The sequence below is a fragment of the Pseudomonas sp. NBRC 111119 genome (assembly GCF_001320125.1).
Taxonomy (GTDB): domain Bacteria; phylum Pseudomonadota; class Gammaproteobacteria; order Pseudomonadales; family Pseudomonadaceae; genus Aquipseudomonas; species Aquipseudomonas parafulva.
In genome coordinates, this window is the sequence record NZ_BCAV01000024.1 from 55,717 (window position 1) to 77,666 (window position 21,950).

Sequence of the window (21,950 nt, forward strand, 5' to 3'; positions counted from 1 at the left end):
TGTTACAGCGCCTTGGCCAGAAATGCTGCGGTGCGGCTGCCGTCGCAGCGGGCTACGTGCTGCGGCGTGCCGCACGCTACCACCTTGCCCCCAGCATCGCCGGCACCCGGCCCAATATCGATCACCCAGTCGCTTTGCGCTACCACGCGCATGTCATGCTCGACCACCACCACGCTGTGCCCGCTGTCCACCAGCCGGTTCAACTGCACCAGTAGGCGGTCGATGTCCTGCGGGTGCAGGCCGTTGGTGGGCTCATCCAGCACGTACAAGGTCGCGCCGCGTGCCGTGCGCTGCAGCTCGGTGGCCAGCTTGATCCGTTGGGCCTCTCCGCCAGACAGCTCGGTCGCTGGCTGGCCCAGGCGCAGATACCCCAGGCCGATATCCTGCAATACCTGCAAGCAGCGCCGCACGGGGGGCTGCTCGGCAAACGCCCGCAGGGCCTGGTCTACCGTCAGTTGCAACACCTGGGCGATGTTCATGCCCTGCCAAGTCACTGACAGGGTTTCGGGGTTGTAGCGGGCCCCATGGCAGGTGGGGCAGGGCGCGTACACGCTGGGCATGAACAGCAGCTCGACGCTGACGAACCCTTCACCCTCGCATGTGGGGCAACGGCCCTTGGCCACATTGAAAGAGAACCGCCCGGCGTCGAACCCCTGCGCCTTGGCCTGTTCAGTGGCGGCGAACAGCTTGCGCACATTGTCGAACAAACCGGTGTACGTCGCGAGGTTGGAGCGGGGTGTGCGGCCGATAGGTTTCTGGTCCACCTGCACCAGGCGCTTGATGCTGCCGAGGCCTGCACTCACATGGCCTCTGCTGGCCTGTTCCGGTTCATCTTCCAGGCTCTGTTCCGCGGGGTCGCCGGCAGGTTCACCCTGGCCCAGGTGTGCGCTCACCAGCTCCAGCAACGCCTGGCTCACCAGGCTTGATTTGCCCGAGCCCGAAATACCTGTCACCGAGGTAAAACAGCCCAGCGGGAAGGCTGCACTCAGGTCGGTAAGGTTGTTGCGAGTCACCCCTTCGAGGGTCAGCCAGTCCTTGGCCTGGCGGCGCTCAGGGCTGGCCTTGGTCTGCTCGCCGAACAGGTAGGCCGCCGTACACGACGCCTTCACCTGTGCCAGCCCTTGTGGCGGGCCGCTGTACAGGATATTGCCGCCGTTCTCCCCAGCCGCAGGGCCCACATCCACCAGCCAGTCAGCGCGGCGCATGGTATCCAGGTCGTGCTCCACCACATACACGGAGTTGCCTGCCTGCTTGAGCCGCACCAAGGCATCGAACAAGGCTTCGCTGTCGGCCGGGTGCAAGCCCGCAGAGGGCTCGTCAAGCACGTAGACCACGCCGAACAGCTGTGAGTTGAGCTGAGTAGCCAGGCGCAGGCGTTGCAGCTCGCCAGACGACAACGTGGGGGTGCTGCGCTCCAGTGCCAGATAGCCCAACCCCAGGTCGAGCAGGGTTTCGATGCGGTCCAGCACTTCGTGCGCGATCCGTTGCGCGGCCAGGCGCTTCTCTACGGTCAGTTCACCGTGCTGTGTCAGGTAGTCGGACGCAGCCACCTTGCGCAACAGGTGCGCCAGTGCCTGCAGGGGCAGTTGCGACAGCTCGGCGATGTCCAGCCCGGCGAACGTCACACCTAGTGCCTCGCGCTTGAGACGCTTGCCGCCACAGGCAGGGCAGGGGCTTGGACGCATGAACCGGGCGACGCGTTTACGCATCTGCGCGCTCTGGGAATGCATGAATGTATGCAGCACATAGCGCCGGGCGCCCATGAACGTGCCCTGGTAGCTCGGTTCCTGTTTGCGTTCCAGTGCCGCGCGGGTCTGTGCAGGTGTCAGGCCGGCATACACCGGCGCGGTGGGCGTTTCTTCGGTAAACAGTATCCAGTCCCGTTGCGCCTGTGGCAGGTCGCGCCAGGGCACATCCACGTCATAACCCAGGGTCACCAGGATGTCGCGCAGGTTCTGCCCCTGCCACGCCATGGGCCAGGCGGCCACGGCCCGTTCGCGGATGGTCAGCGACGGGTCCGGCACCAAGGTGGCTTCGTTGACCTCGTACACCCGCCCGAGGCCATGGCATTCAGGGCAGGCGCCCTGGGGTGTGTTGGCAGAAAAATCCTCGGCATACAGCATGGGCTGCCCGGCCGGATACTGCCCGGCCCGCGAATAGAGCATGCGGATGGAACTGGACAGCGTGGTCACGCTGCCGACCGAAGACCGTGCGCTGGGCGTGCCGCGTTGCTGTTGCAGGGCAACTGCCGGCGGCAGGCCGTCGATGGCATCCACGTCCGGCACACCCACCTGGTCGATCAGGCGGCGGGCGTAGGGCGCCACGGACTCGAAATAACGGCGCTGGGCTTCGGCGTACAACGTGGAAAATGCCAGCGACGACTTGCCCGAGCCAGATACGCCCGTGAACACCACCAGGGCGTCACGTGGGATGTCTACATCAATGTTCTTGAGGTTGTGCTCGCGGGCGCCGCGGACCTGGATGAAACCGCTAGGGGGGAGGGGGCGTGGTGTCATCGGGGCAGTCTTTGGCGGTAAGGTGAATTTACGTTACCAGTAAAGTCGATGGAGTACAGCATCCACCCTGCGCAGATTAAGCGCGTACCCAGCCCCTCGCCTTCGTGGGTGTTGATGCATACGACAACGCCCACGAAGGCGAGGGGCTTCGCGGGCGCCGTTGTTAAAGCATGCAGGGGTTACTTCAGGTTGCGAATCGTCAACACCGAATCCCGGTTGATTTTCTGAGGCTTACCGTCCAGCAATTTGAACTCAAAGAAGCCGCTCTGCTTGTCGTACTTCGGCGTATCCAGTGTTTGCAGCTCGCGACCGTCTTTGAGGATCATCGAGGAAGGTGTTGCGCATCCGGCCAGAAGGCACAGGCCCACGGTGACGAAGATGCGTTTGAGCGAATTCATGACAAGGCTCCAGGTGTGAAATGTGACCCGTTAGGGGATCGTTGAACTTCAGATCCAACCCAGCCAGCTCCAGTACGTGCTGGCAAACACCAGCAACAGCACATAGCCAACCAGGGTGACGAGTATACCGACACGGGCGAACTGCTTGGGGTTAAAGGTGTCGGTGCCCAGGCAGACCATGTTCTGCGGGGCGTTGATCGGCAGGATGAAACCAAAGCTGACGGCAAAGCCGAGCAGCATGGTCATGCCGACCCGGCTGAATTCGCTGGGTAGTGTAAGCAGCACGGCCATGAGGATCGGCAGCAGCGCCGAGGTGAGTGCGGTGGCGCTGGCAAAGCCCAGGTGAATGACGATCAGGAAGGCGCTGAGTATCGCGAACACGCCCAGTGGTGAAATGCTGTCGAGCCCGGTGTGGCTGACCACTTGTGCGCCGAGCCACTGGCCGGCCTGCGTGGTCAGCAGTGCGGTGCCCAGGCTGATACCCACACCGAACACGATGACCGTGCCCCACGGGATGCGCGACTGCACGTCTTTCCAGGTCATCACGCCGAAACGAGGCAACAGCAGGATAACCAGCCCGGCATAGGTGGTGGTCGTGGTGTCCAACGCATGCAACCTGCCTTCAGTGGCCCAGGCCAGCAACAGCAGCAGCGAAACCATGCCCAAGCGCTTCTGCGCGTCGGTCATGGGGCCGAGTTCGGCCAGGCTCTGTTTCACGGCGTCCAGGCCGCCTGGCACGCTGTCGCTCTCAGGCGGCAGCAGTCTCAGCACCACCACGATCAGCACCACCGACATGATCACTGCCCAGGGCGCGCCGGCAACCAGCCAGTCAATCCACGACACGCGCTGGCCGAGCATCTTGTCCATGAAACCTACGGTCAGCAGGTTCTGCGCCGCAGCGGTCTGAATGCCGACGTTCCAGATGCTGGTGCCCTGGGCGACGATGATCATCAGGCCGGCGGCGATGTGTGAGCGTTTGGCTACGCCAAAGGCAGCGATGACGCCCATCATGATGGGCACTACGCAGGCGCTGCGGGCCGTTGCGCTGGGCACCACCAGGCTCAACAGCACGATCACCAGCATGGCGCCGAACAGAATGCGCCGGGTGCTGGCGCCGACCTTGGTCAGGGTGACCAGGGCGATGCGTTTGTCCAGGCCGGTGTGGGTCATGGCCGCCGCGATGAACAGCGCGCCGACCACCAGCGCCAAAGCCGGGTTGGAAAAACCGCTCAGGGCCATCGACACGCCGGCCGATGAGCCATAGATGACGGTGGGGTCCTGCAGCGTCGGCGCCATGCCAATCAAGACCGCCATCAGTGAGGTGATCATGATGGCACTGGCTTCGTAGGAAACCGCCTCGGTCACCCACACCGTCACCGCGAATGCCAGTATTGCCAGCATCCGCTGCCCGGCGACCGGTAATGCTTCGGGCAGTGGCAGGCACAGTACGATCACCATGGCCAGCACCGCGACGATCAGTCCAGGCGGAAAACGTAGCGGCTGTGGCGCGGTGGTGGGTGAGGCACGTTCACTCATGGGATTCTCGCAGTACAGTTAAGAGATTCGAGCGCGCGTGGCTGCGCAGCTCACACTCACTGACGGTAGGCCGCGCCCCAGTGACGCACTGCTTCAATGGCAACGTCTTCAGCACTGCCGCCAGTCAACGCCAGAATACGCTCGCTGGCATGCTCGCTCTTGATGTCGATCAGCTGGTTCGGCAACTTGCGTAGGCCCTGGGGCGTGGCAGACGGCGCATCCGTCAGCCCGCCTCACCGCGTTTGGCCAACAACGCCCACAAAGCTGGCGCTTCAAAATCGTCAATCACCAACCCCGCACCCGCAGCCATCAACCGCTCCGGCGTCTGCGTGGTCGCAACCCCCACCGTGAAAATGCCTGCTGCATGCGCCGCCGCGACCCCGGGCAGGGAGTCTTCGAAGGCCAGGGCCTGGCTCGCTTCGGCGTTCAGGTACTGCAAGCCGGTGAGGTAGGGCAGGGGGTCGGGTTTGGGGCGGGCCAGTTCGTCTGCCACCACCACGTGCTCGAACCGCTCGGCCAGGCCCATGGCCCCGAGCATGTGCTGCGCATTCAGGCGGGGTGCGTTGGTGACCACGCAGATGCCCATGCCTGACGTGTTGGCGTAATCCAGCAGGCGCAGCAAGCCGGGCAGCGGTTGCAACGCCGGCGAAAGGCTGCGGAACAGGGCCTCCTTGCGGTCAGCCAGCGCTTTGCATTGCTCAGGGCTGGCACCGGCAAACAATTCGGCGAACAACTGGCCGTTGGCGCGGCCACTGACCTGGGCATCGAACTGGGCCTGGGTGAGTTCGCGGCCATCGTGCTCGTTCAGCAACTGTCGAAAAGCCTGCAAGTGCAGGGTGTCGGTGTCGGTCAGGGTTCCGTCGAGGTCGAATAGCAGGGCGGTGAGCATGGGCAATCCAGTGGTGAACGCATGAGCTTCAGGATCATAACCAAACCTGACGACGAAGGGGGCTGTTCAGTGTGCTACTAAAAGAGTACAAATGTGCTCCATGGACAATCTCACCCCCAAACGCCGCGCCATTTTCGAATTCATTCGGGCGCGCATCACCGAACAAGGCCAGCCGCCGAGCCTGGCGGACATTGCCGTGCACTTCGGTTTTGCCTCGCGCAGTGTCGCGCGCAAGCACATAACCGCCCTGTGCCAGGCCGGTTACATCGACGTCACCCCCAACCAGGCCCGGGGCATCCGCCTGGCGAAGCCGGTACGCCGCCCGGAAATCCTCGAGCTGCCGGTATTGGGCCAGGTGGCTGCGGGTGCGCCCATCGGCCCGGACCTTGGCATCCACGAGCAGCTGCTGCTGGACCCGAGCCTGTTCCGGCGCACGCCCGACTACCTGCTCAAGGTGCGGGGCGACTCGATGATCGGCGACGGGATTTTTGACGGCGACCTGGTTGGCATTCGCCAGCAGGGCGACGCCCGCGACGGGCAGATCGTGGTCGCCCGGCTGGACGGCGAGGTCACCATCAAGCGCTTGCAGCGCCTGGGTGAGGGCTATCGCCTGCTGCCCCGCAACCCCGCCTATGCGCCAATCGACGTGCAGCCTGGCCAGGAGTTCTTCATCGAAGGCATCTTCTGCGGCCTGCTGAGGCGCGACTGATGGGCGCTGTCGTCGATCTGGACCGGCTGCTCGACCAGCGTCGGGTATGGCGTGGGCGCCAGGCACAGGTACAACCCAAGGCATTGCAGCCAACCGGGCATGCCCGGCTGGACGAACGTCTACCGGAAGGTGGCTGGCCGGCTGCGGCCCTTACCGAGCTGCTGTTGGCCAGCCCCGGCTGTGGTGAATTGCAGTTGATGTGGCCCGCCATGGCACGGCTCACCGCCGAAGGCGGGCGTGTGGTGTTGGTGGCACCGCCGTTCATCCCGTTTGCGCCGGCCTGGCAGGCGGCCGGCATTGATTTGCGCTGGCTGGTACAGGTGGATGCCGAGCAGGCAGACACCCTGTGGGCGGCCGAACAATGCCTGCGCTCAGGCAGCTGCGCGGCGGTGGTGTGCTGGCCCGAGTGGGCTGATGATCGGGCCTTGCGGCGCCTGCAGGTGGCGGCCGAAACCGGCCAGGCACTGGCGTTTGCCTGCCGGCCGCACCAGGCGCAGCTGAATGCTTCGCCCGCGGCCTTGCGCATCGCCATCGACACACGGCCAGCGCAATGGCGGGTGATCAAAAGCCGTGGGGGCATGCCGCCTGCCATGCCCATCGCCTGCCCCGGGCAGGGTTGATGCAGCATGCTTTGGGCCTGCATCGTGTTCCCGCAATTGGCGCTGGACAGCATCCTGCGCGAGCGCGACGACCCTGACACGCCGTTGGTGCTGCTGGGCGGCCCCGCCCAAAGGCGGGTACTGCAAGCCGTAAACCCGGCAGCGGCTGCACTGGGCTTGCGGGCGGGGCAAACCCTGACGGCGGCACGGGCCTTGGCTGAGGCCTTCACCTGCCTCGAGGTGGATGCCAAACGCATTGATGCCCTGCAGCACTTGCTGGCTGCCTGGGCCTATCGGTTCAGCGCCCAGGTCAGCCTGCATTACCCCCGGGCACTGCTGCTGGAGGTGGGGTCGAGCCTTAAGCTGTTCGGCCCCTGGCCCGCGTTTCAGGCACGCTTGCGCGAGGAACTGGCCGAGCTGGGCCTGCGCCAGCGCATCGTGCTGGCCAGCAACCCGGTCGCCGCGCGCATACTGGCCAATGCTCATGATGGCCTGGCGGTCAGCGACGCAGATGCCACGCGCATGGCGCTGTTGAGCATGCCGGTGCAACGGCTTGGGCTGCCAGCCGACGCCGCCGAAGCGTTCGCCCGCATGGGCTTGAAGCAGCTAGGCCAGGTGTTGGCGCTGCCCCGCAGCACCCTGGCCAGGCGCTTTCCTGCCCAGGTGCAACTGCACCTTGACCAGTTACTGGGCCTGCGCAGCCTGGGGCTGGACTTTTATCAGCCCCCAGACCGCTTCGAAACCCGGCTGGAGCTGAATTTCGACGTGGCGTCACACCAGGCGCTGCTGTTCCCCCTGCGGCGCATGCTCAATGACCTGGCCGCCTTCCTGGCGGGGCGTGACTGCGGTGTGCAACGTTTTCGCGTGTATCTGGAGCATGCCCAGGGCGCCGATACCCAGCTCGACGTCGGCCTGCTGGCCGCCGAGCGTGACGCCGGCATGCTCCTGGAGCTGGCCCGTGGTCGCCTGGAGCCACTGCGCCTGCCGGCCCCGGTGCGTAACCTGCGCCTGGTGGCAGATGACCTACCCCCATTTGTGCCCCAGCACCAGGCCTTGTTCGACCCTCGTGCCCAGCAGCTACAACCTTGGGAGCAACTGCGCGAGCGCCTGCGTGCACGCCTTGGCGATGAAGCCGTCAAGGGGCTGCTTGCCGCCGCCGATCACCGGCCCGAGCATGCCTGGCAGGCGGTCGAGCAGGGGGCCCTGGGCAACATGCCGGTCGCACCGGGCAGTCGCCCGGGCTGGCTGCTGGCCACGCCCACGTTGCTCGATGGCCTGGCGTATCAGGTGCAGGGGCAGGCCGAGCGCATAGAGTCCGGCTGGTGGGATGGGGGGGACGTGCGCCGCGACTATTACCGCATAGAAACCCGTGAAGGCCTGCGCGGCTGGGCCTACCGTGACCTCAGCCAGGGTGGCCCGTTGTGGCTGCAAGGCTGGTTTGCATGAGCATGACGGGGTATGCCGAACTGCACTGCCTGAGCAACTTCAGCTTCCAGCGTGGGGCTTCCAGTGCTGATGAGCTGTTCAGGCGTGCACGTGAGCTAGGTTACGAGGCGCTGGCCATCACCGATGAGTGCACGCTGGCGGGCATCGTGCGTGCCTGGCAGGCGGCCAAACAGCATCAATTGCGGCTGATCGTGGGGAGTGAAGTGCAGGTGCACGACGGCCCCAAGCTGGTGTTGCTGGTGCAGGACCTGGCCGGCTACCAGAACCTGTGTGCCCTCATTACACACGCGCGGCGGCGAGCTGCCAAAGGCCAGTACCAGCTGTTGCGTGACGACCTGCAAGCGCACGCCTACGGCCTGCTTGCCTTGTGGGTGCCTGATGAGACCAGCGACGCAGCCACCGGGCAGTGGCTCCAGGGTTTGTTCAATCAGCGCCTGTGGCTGGCCGTGCATATGCACCGCCACCACGACGATGCCCAGCGGCTGCAGCGCCTGCTAGGCCTGGCGCGCACGCTGGGCATCGCTGCGGTTGCCTGTGGTGATGTGCACATGCACATACGCGGTCGGCGCGCGTTGCAGGACTGCATGACGGCCATTCGGCAGCACTGCACGGTTGCCGAAGCGGGGCGGTTCCTGTTCGCCAACGGCGAACGGCATTTGCGTGCTCAAGAGCAGCTCGCTGAACTCTATCCGGCCGATCTGCTCGCTCATACCGTGGCTATTGCGCAATGCTGCCACTTTGACTTGAGCGAACTGCACTACACCTACCCCCAGGAACTGGTGCCAGGCGGCCATACGCCGGCGAGCTGGTTGCGTCACCTGTGCGAGCAGGGCTTGCCGCTGCGCTGGCCCACAGGGCCGACTACCAAGGTGCGGGCCGTGCTGGAGCGGGAACTGGGCCTGATCGAAGAACTGGGCTACGAAAGCTACTTTCTTACGGTGCACGACATCGTCGCCTTTGCCCGCAGCCAGCACATCCTCTGCCAGGGCCGGGGTTCGGCGGCCAACTCGGTGGTGTGTTTCGTACTGGGCATCACCGAGCTGGACCCGATGGAACACCGCCTGCTGTTCGAGCGGTTCCTGTCCCGCGAGCGCAACGAGCCGCCCGACATCGATGTGGACTTCGAGCACGACCGCCGCGAGGAAGTGATCCAGTATGTGTTCCGTCGCTACGGCAGGCACCGCGCTGCGTTGACGGCAGTGGTCAATACCTATCATGCAGCCGGTGCCGTGCGGGATGTGGCGCGGGTGCTGGGGTTGCCCGCCGACCAGGTCGATGCCCTGGCCAAGTGTTGCGGGCGCTGGACCGACCGCATCCCGGACCCGCAACGCCTGGCGGAGGCGGGTTTCGATGCCGCCAGCCCTTCGCTGCGCCGGGTACTGGTACTGGCCGGCGAGCTGATCGGCTTCCCTCGCCACCTGTCGCAGCACCCCGGCGGCTTCGTGATCTCCCAACAGCCACTGCACCAGCTGGTGCCCGTGGAGAACGCAGCCATGGCCGAGCGCACGGTGATCCAGTGGGACAAGGACGACCTGGACATGGTCGGCCTGCTCAAGGTCGACGTGCTGGCCCTGGGCATGCTCAGTGCCCTGCGCCGGTGCTTCGACCTGCTGTACCAGCACAGGGGCCGCACGCTTACCCTGGCCACCATCCCCCCGGAGGACCCAGCCACCTACGCCATGATCAGCCGGGCGGAGACCATGGGCGTGTTCCAGATCGAGTCGCGTGCGCAAATGGCGATGCTGCCGCGGCTGAGGCCACAGACGTTCTACGATCTGGTCATCGAAGTGGCCATCGTGCGCCCCGGCCCGATCCAGGGCGACATGGTGCACCCCTACCTGCGCCGCAGGCTGCAACAGGAGCCTGTCACCTACCCATCGCCCAAGTTGAAGGAAGTGTTCGAACGAACCCTGGGTGTGCCGTTGTTCCAGGAACAGGTGATGGAGCTGGCCATGGTTGCCGCCGACTACAGCCCCGGCGAAGCAGACCAGTTACGCCGCAGCATGGCCGCCTGGAAGCGCCATGGGGGGCTGGAACCGCACCGTGAGCGCCTGTTGCAGGGCATGTTGCGCAACGGTTACGAGGTGGCCTTTGCCGAACGTATCTTCGAGCAGATCAAGGGCTTTGGCAGCTACGGCTTCCCCGAGTCCCACGCCGCCAGTTTCGCCCTGCTGTGTTACGCCAGCAGTTGGCTGAAGTGCCACGAGCCGGCCATTTTTACCTGTGCCCTGGTCAACAGCTGGCCCATGGGCTTCTACAGCCCCGACCAGTTGCTGCAGGAGGCCCGTCGCCAGGGGATCGACGTGCGCCCGGTGGATGTGTGCCACAGCCACTGGGATTGCAGCCTTGAGCCTTGCCCGCAGGGCGTGTTGGCCATCCGCATGGGGTTGCGCCTGGTCCGTGGCCTGGCCGAGGCCGATGCGTTGAGGCTGGAGCAGGCGAGGGCACAGCAACCTTGGCGAGATGTAGAAGACCTGTGCCTGCGCGCTGCACTGGGCAGCCGCGCCCGTGCGCACCTGGCTGACGCCGGTGCCTTGCGCTCGCTGGCGCGCCACCGGCACCAGGCCCGTTGGGAAGTGGCCGCCGTGCAGGCGCAGCTACCCCTGTTCGCGAACGTGCAAGCAGCACCGGAAGCGCGGGTTGAGCTGCCCGCGCCAACGGTGGGCGAAGACCTGGTGGCAGACTACCAGGCCCTCGGCACCACCCTGGGCCCGCACCCGCTGACGCTGCTGCGTTCACGGCTGCGCGCACTGGGCTGCCGCAGCTCCGGTGAGCTGGCGGGTGTGGAGCACGGTGATGCCATTGCCATGGCGGGGCTGGTGGTGGGCCGGCAGCGCCCGCAAACCGCCAGCGGCGTCACATTCGTCACACTGGAAGATGAACACGGCATGGTCAATGTGGTGGTATGGCGCGACCTGGCCGAACGGCAGCGGCGGGCCCTGGTGGGCTCGCAGCTGCTCAAGGTCAGCGGGCGGCTGGAGCAGGAAAATGGCGTGCGGCACCTGGTCGCCCGGCGGCTGGAGGATGTCAGCCAGTTGCTGCAGGGCCTGGATGTGCGCAGCCGCGACTTCCACTGACCGCCACTGCAGGCCGCTCGCCAACGCGGGTTTACACCATCGCCAGGCGCTGTTTGCGTACCGGGCCCGGGAAGGCCTGGTCAATCGCTTGTAGATCCTCTTGGATCAGGGCCAGTTGCCCGGCACCGGCATTGAGCCTTACGTGCTCTGGCGCAACCGCCTTGGGGATGGCCACAACCGTGTCTTGCCGCGTTACCCAGGCCAGGCACACCTGTGCGGGTGTGGCGCCGTGCCGTTCAGCGACCTGGCGCAGTACCGGGTGCTGCAACAATTGCCCGGCCTGGGCCAAGGGGCAGTAGGCCATGATCGGCATGGCCTGCTGTGTGCACCATGGCAGCAGGTCGAACTCGATGCCGCGCTGCGCCGGGTTGTACAGCACCTGATCAGTAGCGCAGCCAGTGCCGTGCAGTTCCTGAAGGTCGTTCACATCGAAGTTGGACACGCCCCAACGACGGATCTTGCCTTGCTCGCGCAGGCGCTCGAAGGCTTCGACCGTTTCTTCCAACGGGTGCTGGCCTGCCCAGTGCAGCAGGTACAGGTCGATGCAGTCAGTGCCCAGCCGCGCCAGGCTGCGCTCGCACGCTGCCGCCATGCCGCGCCTGCTGGCGTTGTGCGGGTACACCTTGCTGACCAGAAACACCTGGTCGCGCCGGCCGACCAGCGCCTGCCCGACCACCTGCTCGGCCCCGCCCTCGGCATACATTTCAGCGGTATCGATCAGGGTCATGCCCAAGTCGATGCCTTGCTGCAAGGCCCGCACTTCTGCAGTTTTCTGCGCCGGGTCTTCCCCCATGTACCAAGTGCCTTGGCCAATGCAGGGCACCTGTTGGCCTGCCAGTGTCACGTTACGCATGTCACCTCCGGTATTCGGGTAGTGGAAAGCAGCACCTCGAGCAGCGCCTGCGCTGCGGTAGACAATTTGTGTTCGCTCAGGGCGATCACGCCGATACGTCGCTCGACCGTGGGCTGCACCAATGGCACACAACAGGCGCCCAGCTCCTGCATCTGGTTGATGCACAGCGCCGGCACCGCACTCACACCCAGGCCGCTGGCCACCATCCGCCCTACGGTAGACAGTTGGTGGCTTTCGAACGCCACCGCCAACCGGCCATGCTGCGCCGCCACGTTCTGCTCCATCAGCAGCCGTACCGCCGACGGGCGTTGCAGGGCGACGAAATCTTCCGCCATCAGTTGCGCCCAACTGACCTGGGCCAAACGGGCCAACGGCGATTCGGCGGGCACCACCGCCACGAAGCGGTCCATGTACAGCGGGTGGAAATGCAGCCCATCGATATTGTCGGGTTCGAAGCCAATGCCCAGTTCGACGCGCCGATGGCGCACCAGTTCCTGTACCTGCTCGTTGATCACGTCGTGCACGGTCACGTTCACTTTCGGGTAACGCTGGCGGAATACCTTCAAGGAGTGGGGCAGCAGGTTACCGGCAAACGAGGGCATGGCCGCAACGGACACCCGGCCCAGTTGCAGGGTGAAACGCTGGCGGAGCATTTCTTCGGTGTCATCCCAGTCGGCCAGCAGGCGCCGGGCCAGCGGCAGCAGCACCTCGCCTTCGGCCGTAAGGCTGACGCTGCGCGTGGTGCGGGTGAGCAGGGCGCCCCCCAGGTTTTCTTCCAGGGCTTTGATGGTCAGGCTCAGCGCCGGCTGGGAAATGTGCAAGTGTTCCCCGGCCTGGGCGAAGCTCTGGAACTTGGCCACGGTGACGAAGGCACGCAGCTGTTTGACATTCATGGGGCTCGCCTATGCTTTGATTTGTAAACGTTATCAATCGATGACGAAAACAAAATTAACAAATCAGTTGCTTGCGGTGAAGATGTGTACACACGCTCACCGACAGCCTCGTCGGTTCTACAACTACAAAAGGCGGATCAGCATGGCCGGACTGGACAAGCGCGTTGCAACTTACGAACAGGCCCTCGAAGGCCTGACCGATGACATGACGGTACTGGCCGGTGGGTTTGGCCTGTGCGGTATTCCCGAAAACCTTATCCAGGAAATCAAGCGCCGCGGCGTCAAAGGCCTGACCGTGGTTTCCAACAACTGCGGTGTGGATGGCTTTGGCCTGGGTGTTTTGCTGGAGGGCCATCAGATTCGCAAGATGATTGCCTCTTATGTGGGTGAAAACGCCGAGTTCGAACGCCAACTGCTCAGCGGCGAGCTGGAGGTGGAGCTGACCCCCCAGGGCACCCTTGCCGAGAAAATGCGCGCCGGCGGCGCTGGCATCCCTGCATTCTTCACCGCCACCGGCTACGGCACCCCGGTTGCCGAAGGTAAGGAGGTGCGCGAATTCAACGGTCGCAAGTACATCCTGGAAGCATCCATCACCGGTGACTTCGCCATCGTCAAGGGCTGGAAGGCCGATCACTACGGCAACGTGGTGTACCGCAACACTGCGCAAAACTTCAACCCGCTGGCGGCCACCGCTGGCAAGGTCACCGTGGTGGAAGTGGAAGAGATCGTCGAGCCTGGCGTGTTGCTGCCCAGCGAAATCCATACCCCAGGCATTTACGTGGACCGGGTCATTGTCGGCACCTTCGAAAAACGTATCGAAAAGCGCACCGTCAAGGCCTGAGTGCCACCTTCCAGAACAACAAAGAGATCCTGACCATGGCACTGACCCGCGAACAAATGGCGCAACGCGTCGCCCGTGAACTGAAAGATGGCTACTACGTAAACCTGGGCATCGGCATCCCCACCCTGGTCGCCAACTACGTACCGGCAGACATGGATGTGATGCTGCAGTCGGAGAACGGCCTGCTGGGCATGGGCGAATTCCCCACCGAGAGCACGCTCGATGCCGACATGATCAACGCTGGCAAACAAACCGTCACCGCCCGGGTAGGGGCGTCGATCTTCGATTCGGCGCAGTCCTTCGCCATGATTCGCGGCGGCCATGTAGACCTGACGGTGCTGGGCGCCTTCGAGGTGGATGTGCACGGCAACATCGCCTCGTGGATGATCCCCGGCAAGCTGGTGAAAGGCATGGGCGGCGCCATGGACCTGGTGGCGGGTGCCGAGAACATCATCGTCACCATGACCCACGCCTCCAAAGATGGCGAGTCCAAATTGCTGCCCCAGTGCAGCCTGCCCCTGACCGGTGCGGGCTGTATCCGCAAAGTGCTCACCGACCTTGCCTATCTTGAGATCGAAGACGGCGCTTTCATCCTGCGCGAGACAGCGCCAGGTGTGAGCATCGAGGAGATCGTGGCGAAAACCGCCGGCAAGTTGATCGTGGCCGATGATGTGAAGGAAATGACCTTCTAAGCCATACCCTGCAGCCCCGCAGCCGCAGGCCCACCCGCGCATTATCCGGTGTTTGCACCGGCGTATGCGCGGGTACGCCTGTTGCTGCGGGGTTTGGTTGTTGTTAGCTGAAAATGCTGCACCCCGATAAAACCAATAAAAGGAACGACACTGTGGCCGCTGAAATTCAAGACAGCCGCTCCGCCCGCTTTGCCTTGCGCTGTTCCAACTGGGCCGAACGCTGGTTCCCAGACTCCTGGGTATTCGCCGCGCTGGCGGTATTGCTAGTATGCATCGGTGCCCTGGCCATGGGGGCCAAGCCACTGGATACCGCCAAGGCGTTTGGTGACGGGTTCTGGAGCCTGATCCCCTTCACCATGCAGATGGCCTTCGTGGTGATAGGCGGGTATGTGGTCGCCAGCTCACCCCCTGCTGCGCGCTTGATCGACCGGTTGGCACGTATCCCGCGCAATGGCCGCACGGCGGTGTGCTGGGTCGCACTGATCTCGATGCTGGCGTCGCTGCTCAACTGGGGGCTGTCACTGGTGTTTGGTGGGCTGCTGGTGCGTGCCCTGGCCAGGCGCACCGACCTGAGCATGGACTACCGAGCCGCAGGCGCCGCCGCCTACCTGGGCCTGGGGGCCGTGTGGGCGCTCGGCCTGTCATCTTCGGCGGCCCAACTGCAGGCCAACCCCGCCAGCCTGCCGCCGTCGATCCTGTCGATTACCGGGGTCATTCCGTTCACCGAAACCATCTTCCTGTGGCAGTCCGGGGTCATGCTGGCAGCGCTGGTGCTGGTATCGCTGGTGATCGCCTACGCCACTGCGCCCGGGCCCAACAGCGCCCGCAGCGCCGCCGACTGTGGTGTCGACCCCAGCTTCAGCGCACCGCCTGCCCCCCAGCGCACCCGGCCGGGCGAATGGCTGGAGCACAGCCCCTTGCTGATTCTGCTGCTGGTGGCGCTGGCTGCGGGCTGGCTGTACCAGGAGTTCGCCAGCAAACCGGCGATCACCGCCATTTCCGGGCTGAACACCTATAACCTGCTGTTCATCATGGTGGGCGCGCTGCTGCATTGGCGCCCGCGCAGTTTCCTGGATGCTGTTGCCCGGGCGGTACCCACCACCACGGGCGTACTGATCCAGTTTCCGCTGTACGGCTCGATCGCGGCGATACTCACGCAGGTGAAAGGCCTGGACGAGCAGACCTTGGCCCACCACATTTCGCTGTTCTTCACCCAGATCGCCACCCACGACACCTATGCGGTACTGATGGGCGTGTATTCGGCGGTGTTGGGCTTCTTTATCCCTTCCGGGGGTGGCAAGTGGATCATCGAGGCACCGTACGTGATGCTGGTGGCCAATGACCTGCAGTACCACCTGGGCTGGGCGGTACAGATCTACAACGCGGCCGAAGCGCTGCCCAACCTGATCAACCCGTTCTACATGCTGCCGCTGCTCGGGGTACTGGGGCTTAAGGCGCGTGACCTGATCGGTTTCTCCTTCGTGCAGTTGCTGGTGCATGTTCCGCTGGTGCTGTTTCTGCTCTGGGCGTTGGGGGCCACGTTGCAATACGTGCCCCCTGTGATGCCCTAGGTCTCCCCTAAACAAACGCCTGATGTCGAGGTGGCCCATGCCCATGGGCCGCCGAAAGGGGGTGTCGTTTTTTTGACTAATTCGCTCGACCTCCATTGATTTATATTATGGTGTCGGATCATTGACGTAATAGCACCCTGCCCATAAGCTCAGATCAACACCGCAGCAAATCCCGCATCATCGCGCCAATAACTCATTGAATAGCCTGTTAAAAAGGACGGGGCGTATGCGCACGACACTGATTATCAAATCCCTCTTCTTGTTGGTGCTGTTGAGCGGGGCGGCGAGGGCGGCCGATTCGTATATCAACCAGACCAGTATCATTCCTGTTTCAACGGCGGTCTGGTTCTTTGCATTTGCCGTGGTGGGCTTCGTGGCGGTGGCCAATAGAAGAAAGATTTGAACAGCTGTACCGGGCTGCATGTTCACGGTGGGCCTGCAGGGCACCTGGCTTGTGAATTTGCCAACCATTGCTATATTGCCAGTACCCCCGGTTAATACAGGGTCACTGGGCAAGTAACGCAGGGTGTTGCAAGGGCCTTCAGGACGAAGTTCAGGCCGTCGCGGGGTGTAGGCCCGCGAAGCGGAGCGAGAGTCGGTGTGTTGTTCTCTTCAGTGCTCTAAGTCGGGCCATCTGGCCGGAGGGACCCTCATGGTGCGTTCATTGATTGCCGTCGTAGGCTTGCTGGTAGCGTGGTCGGGGCAGGGCATGGCGGCGCAAAGCGCGCCAGCGTATCTGCTCAGCCCTGGCGATGTGGTGATGATCTCCGTGTGGCAGGAAGACAGCCTGCGCCAGGAAGCCACGGTGTTGCCGGACGGCAGCATTACCTTCCCCCTCGCCGGGCGCATCGATGTTGCCGGCCTGGACGTGACAGCGGTGGAAAAACAGGTCGCCACCAAACTCGAGAAATTCCTCCCAGACCCGAATGTGAGCGTGGTGGTGAAAAGCATCGCCGGCAACTTGGTGTATGTACAGGGCAAGGTGATCAAACCCGGCCCTGTGCAAATGGCCGGGCCCACGGCAGTGTTGCAGGCCCTGAGCATGTCGGGCGGGCTGGACAAGTTTGCCGATGAAAGCGAAATAAAGGTAGTGCGCGGCAGCGGTGCTTCCCAAAGGATCCTGCCCGTGCGATACAAGGACCTGGTGTCGGGTCGTGACATGTCGACCAACTTCCAACTTCAGGCTGGCGACACGCTGGTCGTTCCTTGATCCTGCCTTCAAATAAGTACATTCAATGCCTTTTCTAAAAACAACTCGCATTGCAACGGCACTCCTGGCGTTGCCGCTTACCGGCAGCGCGCTGGCAGCAACTTGGCAATCCACCGTAGTTGTCCCCACGTCGGTCGAATACGACAGCAACCCGTTGTTGTTGCCCTCGGGCGAGAAAGGCGTGACCCGCACGCTCATCGCCCCCGACTACACGTTGATCGGCAACTTTGACCGCGACGAATTGAGATTCGGCCTGGGCCTGCACGTGTTGCGCTCATCCAACACCAACGTGGTCGACAACCGCGAGGACCCGGACATCAGCCTGGGCTGGCAGCGCACTACCGAGCGCGGGCAGTTCGGGTTACTGGCCCGTTACAACGAAAGCTCCACCTTGTCGGGCACGGTGCTCGATACCGGTGTGGTGACCACCGACGGTACGCAAAAGCTCTACACGCTGAGCGGTAACTGGAGCCAGGCCATCACCGAGCGCAGCACCCTCAGCAACGAAACCACCTTCAACCGTGCTCGCTACGACATCAGCAGCCTGACCGGCTACGACGAACTGGCGAACGTTTCGACCTGGACGTATGCCTGGAGCGAGCGGGCCGATGTGTATACCCGTTTTGGCGTGCGGCGCTACGAGCCTGAGCAGGACCTCACCGCCACAGCCTCCAACAGCTACAGCCCTGCGGTGGGTGTGAAGTACCGGATCTCCGAGAACGTCAGTGCCGATGCCCACCTGGGCGTGAACAAGGTGTCTGGCCCTCAGGGCGGCCGCCGCGGGGAGGGCGGTGTGTCGCTGCTGTATACCGGGGCGCGGACCGACGCCAGCCTGACGGTGGAGCGCAGTACCGTAGCCAGCGCCCAAGGTGGCTTTGCCCAGCTCGACCAGGTCCGAGGCGTATGGAGTTATGCGCTTGATGAATTGACCCGCGTGGGCGCCGACGCCGCCTGGCAGGACAGCAAAGGGCAGATCCCCAACACCTTGCAGATGTACAGCGTGTGGGCCAGCAGGCAGTTCTCGCCCTATTGGGACCTGCGTCTATCGTTGATGTGCAAGGAGCGGCAGCAGGACCTTCAGGGTGATGCCACCGCCACGATCGTTGGTTTGACGTTGACGTACAGGTACCCCGACATCTGAACCCATGGCAGGTGGCCCCATGAAGTCCGACTACGAGCTGTCTCTCAGAGATTACATCGCCATTATCAAGGAACGGGCCCTGGTGCTGGGGGTGAGTGCAGCGGTCATTCTGGCTGCCACCGTAGCGGTAGCGTTGATGGTGCCGCCGATTTACCAGTCGACCGGCACCATCCTGGTGGAATCGCAGCAGATTTCGCCTGAGCTGGTGTCCACCAACACCACCACCTTTGCCGATGAGCGCATCGAGTTGATCCGCCAGCGGGTGATGACACGGGAAAACCTGCTGCGCATCATCGACAAGTACGGCCTGTTCGCCGACAAGCGCCTGAGTGAAGGCGACAAGATCGACCAACTGCGCAATGCCATCGTGGTGGAGCCCCTGACCACGTTCGTGAGGGGGCGTGGCGAGGCCACCGTGGCGTTCAACGTGTCCTTCGAACATCGCCAGCCCGAAGTCGCCAAGCAGGTTACCGACGAACTGGTGACGCTGTTCCTCAACGAAAACCTCAAGCAGCGCACAGAGCGAGCCAATGAAACCACCGAGTTTCTTACCCAGGAGGCAGACAAGTTGGGTGCTGAGCTCGCCAGCCTGGAAAACCAGCTGGCCGACTTCAAACAGGCCCATGCCAATGCCCTGCCCGAACACCAGACCCTGCGCATGAACATGTTGTCCCGCTCAGAGCTGGAGTTTCGTGAAGTGGACCGCGACTACAAGGCCGCGCAAGAAGAACTACGTTACCTGGAACTGGAGCTGTCGGCCGCCAACGCTGGCCTTGCCACCAAAACCGGTGATGCCGCCCGGCCCGCCAGTGCCGACCAGCCCCAGGACCTTGCCAGCCTGAAAGCCGAATACGCGCGCCTGCTGACGCGTTACAAGGAGGCCCACCCAGACGTGGTGGCGGTGAAGCGCAAGATCCAGGCCCTGGAGGCCAGCGGCAACCCTACTGCCGTGGCTTCCACTGTGAGCCTTGATGCTGCACGGGTGCGCGCCAAGATGAGCGCTGCCCAGGAGCGCATCACGTCGCTGGCTGACCAGAAGCGCGAGCTGACCAAGAAGATGGAAGGCTACGAAGCCGAGATTCTGGAGGCTCCGCAGGTTGAACGTGGGCTGGTGACCTTGATGCGCGACCACGACAACGCCCGCAAAAAGTACGAGGAAATCCGCGCCAAGGAAATGGGTGCCAAGATCACCGAAAGCCTGGAGCAGGAAAACAAGGCCGAGCGCTTCGTGCTGCTGGAGCCGCCGCTGATGCCCGAGAAGCCGATCAAACCCAACCGCAAGAAAATCGCCGCACTGGGCCTGGTGCTGGCACCTGCCGGGGGTGGGGCGTTGGTGGTGCTGCTTGAATTGCTCAACCAGCGGGTGCGGGGCGTCGGCGCCCTGGAAAACCTGTTGGGCAAGCGTGTGCTGGTGGCCCTGCCATACATTGATACGCGGGCCGACGTTGCCCGGCGCAAGCGCTGGCGCAACGGGCTGATCCTGGCAGCCTTGGTGCTGGCGGCTATCCTGTTGGTGCTGATACACCTGTTCTACATGCCACTGGATGTACTGCTGCTCAAATTCACGTCCAAATTTGCATAGGGAAGCAGTGATGGACAGGATCAAGCCCGCTGTAGGCAATGACGTGCACCCCGTCACCCCCGGTACACCCCAGGCAGTCACACCCACACCGGGTACTGGCTTGGCCGAGGTGCCGGGGCAGTTCGATTACGTGAACACCCAGGTGGTCGCGTTGCGCGCAGACCATCTGGAGCGCCACCGTATCGTTGCCTACAACAAGAACTCGGTGATGAACGGCCCCATCGACCTGCTGCGCACCCAGGTGCTCAGGGCGATGGAAGAAAACGGCTGGCGCACGTTGGCCATCACCTCGCCCACGCCGGAAGCGGGCAAGACGGTGTTGGCGATCAACCTGGCCATGAGCATCGCCCACCACACCACCAGGACCGCCTTGCTGGTGGACTTCGACCTGCGTCGGCCCAAGGTGGGCAGCACGCTGGGGTTGCCCATGGAGCGTTCGCTCAACGAGTTTCTGAACGATCAGGCACCGCTGCAGGATTGCCTGGTCAACCCCACCTTGCCCCGGTTCGTGGTATTACCCACCCGCGTGCCGGTGCCGATGTCCACCGAAGTGCTGTGCTCGCCTAAGGTGAACCATCTGATCGGGGAGCTGCGCAACCGGTATGAGTCGCGCATTTGCATCTTCGACCTGCCGCCGTTGCTCAGTTCGGACGACGCCATCACCGTGATGCCGAAGTTCGACTGTGTGCTGCTGGTGGTGGCCAATGGCATGAACAACAAGAAGGAAATCGAAGATTGCCTGCATCACCTGGGGACGGTGAACTTGCTGGGGACGGTGCTGAACAAGGCCGACGAGAAGCCACGGACGTATTATTGATTTCCCCCGTAGGAGCGAGCGCAGCTCGCGATGGGGCGCCTGGCGCCCCCTGCAACCTGTGACCCAACGCTGGTATCGCTGGAGCTGCGTTCCAGCCCTTCTACGTGCAACCCACCCTGTGGGAGCGGGTTCACCCGCGAATGGCCCCACGCGCCGGCCACGGGTATTGCAACTCCCACTGCCACGCATGCAGCACGATCTGTTCAAGCGCCGCATAGGCCGGCTGCCACCCCAGCACCTGCATGGCCTGGGTGGCATCGGCCACCAGCCTGGGTGGGTCGCCGGGGCGGCGGGGGGCGTCCAGGGTGGCGATGGGCCGGCCGGTGACCGTGCGCGCCGTGTCGATTACCTGTTGCACCGAGAACCCCAGGCCATTGCCCAGGTTGAATGCAGCCCGCTCACCGCCCGCCATCAGGTAATCCACGGCCAGTGCATGGGCCGCTGCCAGGTCGTTCACGTGCACGTAGTCACGGATGCAGGTGCCGTCGGGGGTGTCGTAGTCCCGGCCAAACACCGTCACGGCTTCACGCCGACCCGACGCTGCCTGCAGAATCAGCGGAATCAGGTGCGTCTCCGGCTCGTGCCGCTCGCCGAGCAGGCCTCGCGGGTCTGCGCCCGCTGCGTTGAAATAGCGCAGGCACACAGACTTCAAGCCGTATGCGCGGTCGAAATCCTCCAGTATCTGCTCCACCATCCACTTGCTCAGCCCATATGGGTTGATCGGCGCCTTGGGGTGCGCTTCATTGATTGGCACCGCCTGCGGGTCGCCATACACGGCAGCGCTCGACGAAAACACCAGGTGCCTGACGCCGGCATTTACCATCGCCTGCAGCAGGGCCAGCGTCGCGGCTACGTTGTTCTGGTAGTACTTGCCGGGTGCACTGACAGATTCGCCCACCTGAATGAACGAAGCAAAGTGGAACACCGCATCAAACCGGTACATGCCGAACAGCAGGTCCAGCGCCGCCTCGTCGGCAATGTCCAGCCTGGCCCAGCAGATACCCGGGCCGGGTGATACCAGGTCGGCGACCACCACCTCATGGCTCGCCTCCAGCAGGTGGTTGACCATGTGCGAACCGATATAGCCCGAACCCCCGACCACCAGATACCTCATGCCCACCTCCGCGAAGCTGCCATTGACGCATGCAGTGAACTGCCCCAGGAACGTGCAGGTGGGTCA

At 63.7% G+C, this 21,950-nt stretch carries 20 protein-coding genes; 12 read left to right on the top strand and 8 right to left on the bottom strand.

All coding sequences use genetic code 11. From position 1 onward, the window contains the following. Window positions 1-2: 2 nt before the first annotated feature. From uvrA to APH25_RS11270, 5 genes are all read right to left on the bottom strand, one after another. Window positions 3-2,516 (bottom strand): excinuclease ABC subunit UvrA, encoded by a 2,514-nt coding sequence (uvrA, locus tag APH25_RS11255; protein WP_060481980.1) that lies wholly within the window; start codon window positions 2,514-2,516, stop codon window positions 3-5. Between the two features lie 179 nt (window positions 2,517-2,695). Next, a complete protein-coding gene (locus APH25_RS11260; protein ID WP_028634099.1) occupies window positions 2,696-2,914 on the bottom strand; it encodes a YgdI/YgdR family lipoprotein in 219 nt (72 codons plus the stop codon). Window positions 2,915-2,962: 48 nt separating this feature from the next. Further along, the gene (locus APH25_RS11265; protein ID WP_060481981.1) at window positions 2,963-4,450 is read right to left on the bottom strand and encodes a DASS family sodium-coupled anion symporter; all 1,488 of its coding nucleotides are present in this window, start codon (window positions 4,448-4,450) and stop codon (window positions 2,963-2,965) included. A 56-nt stretch (window positions 4,451-4,506) separates the two neighbouring features. Continuing rightward, a complete protein-coding gene (locus APH25_RS25910; protein WP_256217515.1) occupies window positions 4,507-4,635 on the bottom strand; it encodes a hypothetical protein in 129 nt (42 codons plus the stop codon). 38 nt (window positions 4,636-4,673) lie between these two features. Then, window positions 4,674-5,339 carry an HAD family phosphatase gene (locus tag APH25_RS11270; RefSeq protein WP_060481982.1) on the bottom strand — a complete coding sequence of 222 codons (666 nt, stop codon included), beginning with the start codon at window positions 5,337-5,339 and terminating at the stop codon, window positions 4,674-4,676. A 91-nt stretch (window positions 5,340-5,430) separates the two neighbouring features. Between APH25_RS11270 and lexA the strand changes: the two genes are divergently transcribed. From lexA to APH25_RS11290, 4 genes are read left to right on the top strand one after another with little or no spacing between them, the layout of a single operon-like run. Continuing rightward, a complete protein-coding gene (gene lexA, locus APH25_RS11275) occupies window positions 5,431-6,048 on the top strand; it encodes a transcriptional repressor LexA (RefSeq protein WP_060481983.1) in 618 nt (205 codons plus the stop codon). After that, window positions 6,048-6,668 (top strand): translesion DNA synthesis-associated protein ImuA, encoded by a 621-nt coding sequence (imuA, locus tag APH25_RS11280; protein ID WP_060481984.1) that lies wholly within the window; start codon window positions 6,048-6,050, stop codon window positions 6,666-6,668. The genes lexA and imuA overlap by 1 nt, the downstream gene beginning before the upstream one ends. Before the next feature lie 6 nt (window positions 6,669-6,674). After that, entirely contained in the window at window positions 6,675-8,093 is a 1,419-nt protein-coding gene (locus tag APH25_RS11285) for a DNA polymerase Y family protein (protein ID WP_060481985.1), read from the top strand. Then, window positions 8,090-11,170, top strand: coding sequence for an error-prone DNA polymerase (locus APH25_RS11290; RefSeq protein WP_060481986.1), 3,081 nt, complete (start codon window positions 8,090-8,092; stop codon window positions 11,168-11,170). Before APH25_RS11285 ends, APH25_RS11290 begins: the two co-directional genes overlap by 4 nt. Window positions 11,171-11,201: 31 nt before the next feature. Here the strand turns inward: APH25_RS11290 and APH25_RS11295 are convergent, their stop codons facing one another. Beyond that, window positions 11,202-12,023, bottom strand: a complete 822-nt coding sequence (locus APH25_RS11295) for an aldo/keto reductase (protein WP_060481987.1) — start codon at window positions 12,021-12,023, stop codon at window positions 11,202-11,204. Continuing rightward, window positions 12,011-12,916: a LysR family transcriptional regulator gene (locus tag APH25_RS11300; RefSeq protein ID WP_060481988.1), complete on the bottom strand. Its 906-nt coding sequence runs from the start codon at window positions 12,914-12,916 to the stop codon at window positions 12,011-12,013. Before APH25_RS11300 ends, APH25_RS11295 begins: the two co-directional genes overlap by 13 nt. Window positions 12,917-13,058: 142 nt before the next feature. Here APH25_RS11300 and APH25_RS11305 point away from each other — a divergent pair, with 142 nt between their 5' ends. From APH25_RS11305 to APH25_RS11340, 8 genes are all read left to right on the top strand, one after another. Continuing rightward, the gene (locus tag APH25_RS11305) at window positions 13,059-13,757 is read left to right on the top strand and encodes a CoA transferase subunit A (RefSeq protein WP_028634090.1); all 699 of its coding nucleotides are present in this window, start codon (window positions 13,059-13,061) and stop codon (window positions 13,755-13,757) included. Between the two features lie 35 nt (window positions 13,758-13,792). Next, window positions 13,793-14,449: a CoA transferase subunit B gene (locus tag APH25_RS11310; protein WP_028634089.1), complete on the top strand. Its 657-nt coding sequence runs from the start codon at window positions 13,793-13,795 to the stop codon at window positions 14,447-14,449. A 113-nt stretch (window positions 14,450-14,562) separates the two neighbouring features. Then, a complete protein-coding gene (locus APH25_RS11315; RefSeq protein ID WP_177331170.1) occupies window positions 14,563-16,020 on the top strand; it encodes a short-chain fatty acid transporter in 1,458 nt (485 codons plus the stop codon). Between the two features lie 226 nt (window positions 16,021-16,246). Next, complete coding sequence (gene eppA / locus APH25_RS25675; RefSeq protein ID WP_169338815.1) at window positions 16,247-16,423, top strand: EPS-associated small membrane protein EppA; 177 nt, start codon at window positions 16,247-16,249, stop codon at window positions 16,421-16,423. A gap of 249 nt (window positions 16,424-16,672) precedes the next feature. Further along, window positions 16,673-17,230, top strand: a complete 558-nt coding sequence (locus APH25_RS11325) for a polysaccharide biosynthesis/export family protein (protein ID WP_028634086.1) — start codon at window positions 16,673-16,675, stop codon at window positions 17,228-17,230. Window positions 17,231-17,255: 25 nt separating this feature from the next. After that, window positions 17,256-18,371: a hypothetical protein gene (locus APH25_RS11330; protein WP_060481990.1), complete on the top strand. Its 1,116-nt coding sequence runs from the start codon at window positions 17,256-17,258 to the stop codon at window positions 18,369-18,371. A 19-nt stretch (window positions 18,372-18,390) separates the two neighbouring features. Continuing rightward, window positions 18,391-19,953 (top strand): Wzz/FepE/Etk N-terminal domain-containing protein, encoded by a 1,563-nt coding sequence (locus APH25_RS11335; RefSeq protein WP_060481991.1) that lies wholly within the window; start codon window positions 18,391-18,393, stop codon window positions 19,951-19,953. Between the two features lie 10 nt (window positions 19,954-19,963). Beyond that, window positions 19,964-20,770, top strand: a complete 807-nt coding sequence (locus tag APH25_RS11340; protein ID WP_060481992.1) for a CpsD/CapB family tyrosine-protein kinase — start codon at window positions 19,964-19,966, stop codon at window positions 20,768-20,770. 130 nt (window positions 20,771-20,900) lie between these two features. On the opposite strand, the gene galE is transcribed toward APH25_RS11340, so the two are convergent. Further along, window positions 20,901-21,884, bottom strand: a complete 984-nt coding sequence (galE, locus tag APH25_RS11345) for a UDP-glucose 4-epimerase GalE (protein ID WP_060481993.1) — start codon at window positions 21,882-21,884, stop codon at window positions 20,901-20,903. Window positions 21,885-21,950 lie beyond the last annotated feature (66 nt).